General features: G+C 60.2%; 5 protein-coding genes. 4 read left to right on the top strand and 1 reads right to left on the bottom strand.

What is annotated here, in order from left to right; genetic code table 11:
• Nucleotide 1 precedes the first annotated feature (1 nt).
• The 3 genes from KGB18_RS28190 to KGB18_RS28205 all read left to right on the top strand — a co-directional run bounded on the left by KGB18_RS28190 (nucleotide 2) and on the right by KGB18_RS28205 (nucleotide 5,413).
• Nucleotides 2–1,117 (top strand): HlyD family secretion protein, encoded by a 1,116-nt coding sequence (locus KGB18_RS28190; protein ID WP_223570850.1) that lies wholly within the window; start codon nucleotides 2–4, stop codon nucleotides 1,115–1,117.
• A gap of 7 nt (nucleotides 1,118–1,124) precedes the next feature.
• Nucleotides 1,125–2,072 carry an NAD-dependent epimerase/dehydratase family protein gene (locus KGB18_RS28195; protein WP_201060155.1) on the top strand — a complete coding sequence of 316 codons (948 nt, stop codon included), beginning with the start codon at nucleotides 1,125–1,127 and terminating at the stop codon, nucleotides 2,070–2,072.
• A gap of 140 nt (nucleotides 2,073–2,212) precedes the next feature.
• On the top strand, nucleotides 2,213–5,413 hold the full coding sequence (locus KGB18_RS28205; protein WP_187326428.1) for a glycogen debranching N-terminal domain-containing protein: 3,201 nt from the start codon (nucleotides 2,213–2,215) through the stop codon (nucleotides 5,411–5,413).
• Between the two features lie 19 nt (nucleotides 5,414–5,432).
• Here KGB18_RS28205 and KGB18_RS28210 read toward each other — a convergent pair whose 3' ends face one another.
• On the bottom strand, nucleotides 5,433–5,702 hold the full coding sequence (locus KGB18_RS28210) for a hypothetical protein (protein ID WP_201060156.1): 270 nt from the start codon (nucleotides 5,700–5,702) through the stop codon (nucleotides 5,433–5,435).
• Between the two features lie 344 nt (nucleotides 5,703–6,046).
• On the opposite strand from KGB18_RS28210, the gene KGB18_RS28215 reads away from it, so the two are divergent.
• Nucleotides 6,047–6,841: hypothetical protein (locus tag KGB18_RS28215; protein WP_223570851.1), on the top strand; the 795-nt coding region annotated here is incomplete at its 3' end.

Genomic DNA, 6,841 nt, shown 5'->3' on the forward strand with positions numbered 1-6,841 from the left:
CATGAAAATTCGTTTCGATAGTCGCAAAGAATTGAACCCCGCCCAGGAACAGGGCTTGAGCGTGCTGTACGCACCGAGCAAGCGCATGGCCTTTCGCGCGCGCTGGTATTTGATTCTGTTGCTGGTCGCCAGCCCCTTGATCTGGCTGGGTGGAAAGCTGGCATACAGCATGCTGATGATCGACGCGCCGGCGCAATTGCGCCTGCCGATTTACGAGGTGCGCGCGCGCGATGCCGGCCGGGTCGATCAGCTGTTTGCAAAGGCCGGTGAGCAAGTCCAGGCCGATCAAATGCTGGTCACTCTGGACAACCCGGAATGGCGGGTCCGACTGGCGCAACTGGCCGCCATGCCGACCAAAGCGACGGGCACCGGAAAAGGCACTGCCCAACTGGGCGGCCGCGAGCGTCAGTTGCTCAAGACCCGAATCGGCAGGGCGGAACAAAAGATCCAGGAATTGGAGTATTTGGTTGAACGAGGCGCGGCAGCTCGCGGCGAGGTGCTGGCAGCGCAGTCGGAGCTCGACGGGTTTCGAGCGGACTTGTTGGCGTTTGAACGCCGCGAGCAACTGGCGCGTCAGCCCACCCAAAGCGTTGAGCGCGAGATCATTCAGCAGAACGCCGAACAGCAGTGGTTGAAGACGCGTCTCGCCGCATTGTCGATCAAGGCCGGGCAGAGCGGCCGGATCGCGGAAGTGCTGGTGACTCCGGGCGAAAACGTCGGTGCCGGCACGCTGTTGATGCGCCTGGAGCGGCTGGAGGACCCGCTGCTATGGATTTATCTGGAACCGCTCAATATCAGTTACGCCGCTATCGGTCAGCCGCTGCGCGTGCGCATGCCGGATGGCCAATGGTTGGCGGCTCACGTGGTTCAGGCGGTAGACAGCGCCGGGCGCACGCCGACGGTGCTGCGCGGGCCGTTTGCTGCCAGTGAAATGGGCTTGCAGGTCGCCGCCCGGTTTGATGACCCACTGCCGTCGCGCTGGCGAATCGATCAACTGCCCTTGAATGTCCGCTTCCCCACCGATTGGCAAGAGATGTTCAGTGCCGGCCGGGCGTTGATGGAAAAAGTCGAGGAGTTCGTCGCGATGGATCGACCTACAACCACTACTCCAGAGTGAATTTGCCATGTCTGCTGATCGAATTCTTGTGACGGGTGGCGCGGGCTTCATTGGTTCGCACCTGGTCGAAGCCTTGCTTGAAAACGGCTATGGCGTGCGGGTACTGGATGATCTTTCAACCGGCAAACTGGCGAATCTGCCGGTGGATCGGGCGCATTTGAGCCTGACAGTCGGGGATGTCGCGGATGCGCCGACAGTGGAGCGCGCCCTGAAAGATTGCAGCGCGGTGGTGCATCTGGCCGCGGTCGCCTCGGTTCAGGCGTCGGTCGAAGACCCGATCGCCACCCATCAAAGCAACTTCATCGGGACGCTGAATATCTGCGAGGCCATGCGACAGGCCGGCCTGAGAAGGGTGGTGTTCGCCTCCAGCGCCGCCATCTATGGCAACAACGGCGAAGGCTCGGCCATCACCGAAGACACGCCCAAAGCCCCGTTGACGCCCTATGCCTCGGACAAACTGGCCAGTGAGCATTTCTTTGATTTTTACCGCCGCCAGCATGGTCTGGAGCCAGTGATCTTGCGCTTCTTCAACATTTACGGACCGCGCCAAGACCCATCATCGCCTTACTCCGGGGTCATCAGTATCTTCAGCGAAAGAGCGCAGAAGCACCTGCCCGTCACGGTGTACGGGGACGGTGAACAGACCCGGGATTTCGTCTACGTAGAGGACCTTGTAAAGGTCCTGGTACAGGCGGTGAAAGAATCGGAGCCGAGCGGCGAACCGGTCAACGTCGGTTTCAACCGCTCCACCAGCATCAACGAGCTGGCGGCCACGTTGAGTACGCTGCTGGGCCGGCCTCTGGCGTTGAATTACGCTGCCCCGCGCTCCGGTGACATCCGCCATTCCCGGGCCGATAACCAGCGTTTGCTTGAACGTTTTCGGTGCACGGAGCCGACCTGTTTTGCAGACGGTCTGGGCCAGTTGCTCAGAAGTCTGGAGAGCGGCGACCGCTGAGTACCCGGGGCGTATTACCGGATGGAACTGTTGCAGCAGGCGCACCGTCAATCGAGGACAGGGCCGCCAGACCTCAGCGAACAGAAACGCCGAGACGCAGGAAGCCTTTATCCTTCGACCCCATGACGGAGGGCCTCTCCATGAGGATCGCTCAGATCGCGCCGCTTACCGAACGTTGTCCGCCCCGTTTGTACGGTGGCACTGAGCGGATTGTGTCCTACCTGACCGAAGAGTTAGTACGACAGGGACACGATGTCACACTCTTCGCCAGTGGCGATTCGCAAACCTCGGCACGCCTGGAACCAGGTGCGCCCCAGGCCCTGCGGTTCGATCCACGGATCAAGGACGGGGCGCCTCATCACATTCTGATGCTCGATCAGGTCCTGCGTCAGGCGGATCAATTCGACGTGATGCATTTTCATGTCGATATCTTCCATTTTCCTTTGATTCGGCACTTGGCCGGGCGCAGCGTGACCACGCTTCACGGGCGTCTGGACATTGCGGACTACCAATCCTTTTACCCTCACTTTCCCGAGGTGCCGCTGGTCTCGGTGTCCAAGGCGCAACGCACCCCGGTGAAGGGTGACGTCAATTGGGTGGGCAATGTCTATCACGGCATTCCGAGTGATCTGCTGGCCTTCAACCCTGAACCGAGCGGCGACTATCTGGTGTTTCTGGGGCGTATCTCTCCCGAAAAACGCCCGGACCGCGCCATCGAGATTGCCTTGAAGGCGGGGCTGTCATTGAAGATCGCGGCCAAGGTCGACAGGGCTGATCAGGTGTATTGGGAAGAAGTTATCGCACCGATGATCGCCGCCCATCCGAATGTCGAATTTCTCGGCGAGATCGATGAATCGCAAAAGGCAGACTTGCTGGGCAATGCTCGCGCCTTGATCTTTCCCATCGACTGGCCCGAGCCGTTCGGTCTGGTCATGATCGAAGCCATGGCTTGCGGCACGCCGGTGATTGCGTTTGGTCAGGGCTCGGTGCCGGAAGTGATCGACGAGGGCGTGTCCGGTTACATCGTCGATGGCGTCGCAGGGGCGGTCGCGGCGGTGCAGCGGTTGGCAGAGCTGGATCGGCGCAGGGTGCGGGCCAGGTTCGACGAACGGTTCACGGTCGAGCGCATGACCAACAACTATCTGGAGTTGTATCGCCACCTGACGGCGGGCAACACCTATGGCCATCCCTCCACGCCCTTTGATATTCCAGCCACCGCGTCGCTGCAAGAGCTGCGCTTGCGCAACCTGAAAAACAACGACACCTTCGCGGTGTTCGATCCCAATGGCGACGTGCTGTTTGCGGACGACAGCCCGCAAGGGATTTTCCATACCGATACCCGACACCTTTCCGGGCTCTACCTGACGCTTAACGGCGCGCGGCCGCTGTTGCTCAGTTCGACGCTGCGTGACGATAACGCGATGCTCACGTGCGACCTGACCAACCCGGATCTGTTCGACGCCCATGGTGAAAAAATCCTGCACCACGATTTGATCCATCTGCGCCGCTCACGATTCTTGTGGAATGGCTCCTGTTATGAACGGCTGACCCTGCGCAATTTCGACGATTCGCCCCAGCATCTGCAATTGAGAATCCAGTTCGCGGCCGACTTCAAAGACCTGTTCGAGGTTCGCGGCGCCCGGCGTCCGCAACGCGGCGAAGGGCACCGGGCAGAGATTACCGATGAAGAGGTGGTGCTTTCCTACACCGGTCTGGACCACAAACGGCGCATGACCCGCCTGCGTTTCGCCCCGGTGCCGGCCAGCCTGACCTGCGATTCGGCGTTGTTCGAGGTTCGGCTGGCCCCGGGGGAAAGCCAGTCGCTGTTCATGGACATTAATTGCGGCGTGCAAAATCCGCCGTTTACGGTGCGCCACGGGTTCTTCATTTCATTGCGCGATTCCCGACGCGAGTTACGCACGTTCTCTTCGCGGGCGGCCTCTGTGGTGAGCTCCCACGATGTGTTCAACGAGGCGGTCAGCCGCAGCGTTTCCGACCTCTACATGCTCATGACCAAAACCCGCGAGGGGCTATATCCCTACGCTGGCATTCCATGGTTCAGCACCGTTTTCGGACGAGATGCGCTGATCACGGCATGGGAGATGCTGTGGTTTGATCCCGGTATTGCCAAAGGCGTGCTCGGGCATCTGGCCGCCAACCAGGCAACCATCGTCGACGCCCACGCCGATTCCGAGCCCGGTAAAATCCTGCACGAGATAAGGCTGGGGGAAATGGCCGAATTGGGCGAGGTGCCGTTCCGACGTTACTACGGCAGCATCGATTCCACGCCGTTGTTCGTCATGCTGGCCGCCGCGTACCTGGAGCGCACCAATGATTTGGGCACAGTGCGTCAGCTCTGGCCGAATATTGAGGCGGCGCTGACCTGGATCGAGGAGTACGGCGACCGCGATGGCGATGGTTTTGTCGAGTATGGCCGGCAGTCCGCCGAGGGGCTGATTAACCAGGGTTGGAAAGACAGTCACGATTCGGTTTTCCATGCCGATGGGCAACTGGCCGTGGGCCCGATTGCGATTGTCGAGGTTCAGGCCTATGTGTATGGCGCCTGGACTGGTGCGGCCAAAATCGCTCGTCGGCTGGGTGATCCGGAGCGGGCTCAGCGCCTGAAATACAAGGCTCAACGCTTGCGTGAAGAATTCGATTCCCGCTTCTTCGACGAAGAACTGGGCACTTATGTATTGGCCTTGGACGGCAACAAGAAACCCTGTCGAATCCGTACCTCCAATGCCGGTCATGCCCTGTTCGCCGGCATCGCTTACCCGGAACGCGCGGCATCGGTCGTCGACGCCCTTATGGACCGCTCATCCTTTTCCGGCTGGGGCGTGCGCACCGTCGCGTCCTCCCAGGTTCGCTATAACCCGATGAGCTATCACAACGGCTCCGTCTGGCCCCACGACAATGCGCTGATCGCTGCCGGTTTCGCCCGCTACGGTTACCGTCGGGACGCGGCGCGGATTTTCGAAGGCCTGTTCGCCGCGTCGACCTACATCGATCTGCGGCGCCTGCCCGAACTGTTTTGCGGCTTTGCCCGGCAACGCACCCAAGGGCCAACGTTCTATCCAGTCGCCTGCATGCCCCAGGCCTGGGCCGCCGCTGCGCCGTTGTCGATGATTCAGTCGTGCCTGGGGCTGAGCTTCAGGCCGAGGAAACTCAACATCCTGTTCGACGAACCGGTGCTCCCGGCATTTCTGGACACCATCGCCTTGCGGCGTTTGGCAGTGGGTGCTGAATCCGTGGACTTAATGCTCCGGCGCTCGGGAGAAAACGTCATGATCGAAGTTCTCAATCGCCAAGGCCCGGTGCGGATCCTGAGTACCAGTTAGCAAGAGGGGCGCGAGCATGTCAGAAGGTGAACGCTTGTCCCGCCCGTGACGGATGCTGAGCCATTTCAGTCTCCAGCAAATGCTCAACCAGCACATCATTCAAAAAGCGGAACTGATCGTTGAGCCCGACCACTTCGTTACTGAAGTGGTTGGCCGCTGCCGGCATCAGCAAGGCCTCGAATTGCTCGTCGAATACCAGCGCGACTGCTTTGCGAGACACGACCTGCTGCGAATAGTAGTTGGTGCCGAATAGCGGAAAGCTCACGGCGAGGCTGACAGAATGGATCATGATTTCGGCTCCTCGGTTTGACCGATATCCAGCACCAAGCGGGAAAATAAGGTCAGGGTGACGGCCGTCAGGGCCAGGCAGGTCAGGAGATGGATCAACATGGTTTGCCCCTCCGGTGCGGGGTTTATATGGGATGAGATTGATCCTGCACCTGACGGTTTTTTTGCGGAAGGCATTCGCGGCGATGGTGAATATTGACGTGAATGATGGTGGCGATCTGCATTGGTCTTGAGGGCTCCATCCATTCATCTGACGGACGGCCCCCGACCCCGACCTATACTCAAATCAGCACGCTCTTTAGCGTCGAACACTCCGTTCGACGAGGACTGTAGGACACCGCGATCTTGAACCTGCGTTCGCTGATCGTCGCTGTGTTAGTGATATTGGCGGGATGCGCCGCGCCCACGCGTGCCCCGGTAATCGTGGTGCCAGTAGTGGTGTCCCAGAGCACCTGGCAGCAGGTGGACCGAGAGATTGTCGCTGCTTCGCAACAGGCCACCGAACAGGCCAGGGTCTACGCCCGCGGGTCCATGGAGCATTGGCGCACCCGGGTTTATCAGCAAACCGAAGAAGTCTTCATTCCGTGGTTCAGCAGCTACTGGACCCAGGAATGGCTGTCGATGAAAGTCAGTTGGTACACCATCAATGCCGGAGACGAGCAGGATGCGACGACCAAACGCCTGGCGGCCTATCTGCTGGAGCAATATCACCGGCGAGTACTGGAACCGGTGGCGGTGGAGATCGATCCCGACGCGGTCCTCGGCCAGGCGACAGAGTTTTATGTGCAACTGATGGGGCAGCAACTCGAAGTTATTTCCAAACGTCATGGCGTGCCAATGGCGCAGCTCAACGGTCGCGTTCAGAAAATCCCGGCTATTTCGCTGGGCCCGCCAAGCGCCCGTGACGCTTCGCTATATCAGGTGGTGCATGCCGAACTGAGCAAATTGCCGGCCTACCAGGCGCTGATCGAGAAGATCCACACGGCGGGCGGCGAGAAGGGCATTGCTTCGACGGATGCCGGCATGGCGCCAGTGGCCAAGCGTGCCAGCCGACGAATACAAGCCGAAATGGCCCCCCGAGGCGCGGCCAGTGCCGTGGCGGCAGTGGCGGGGAAGGCGGCCGGGGCGTTGATTTCCGTG

The sequence above is a fragment of the Pseudomonas sp. BF-R-26 genome (genome assembly GCF_019947395.1).
Taxonomy (GTDB): domain Bacteria; phylum Pseudomonadota; class Gammaproteobacteria; order Pseudomonadales; family Pseudomonadaceae; genus Aquipseudomonas; species Aquipseudomonas farris.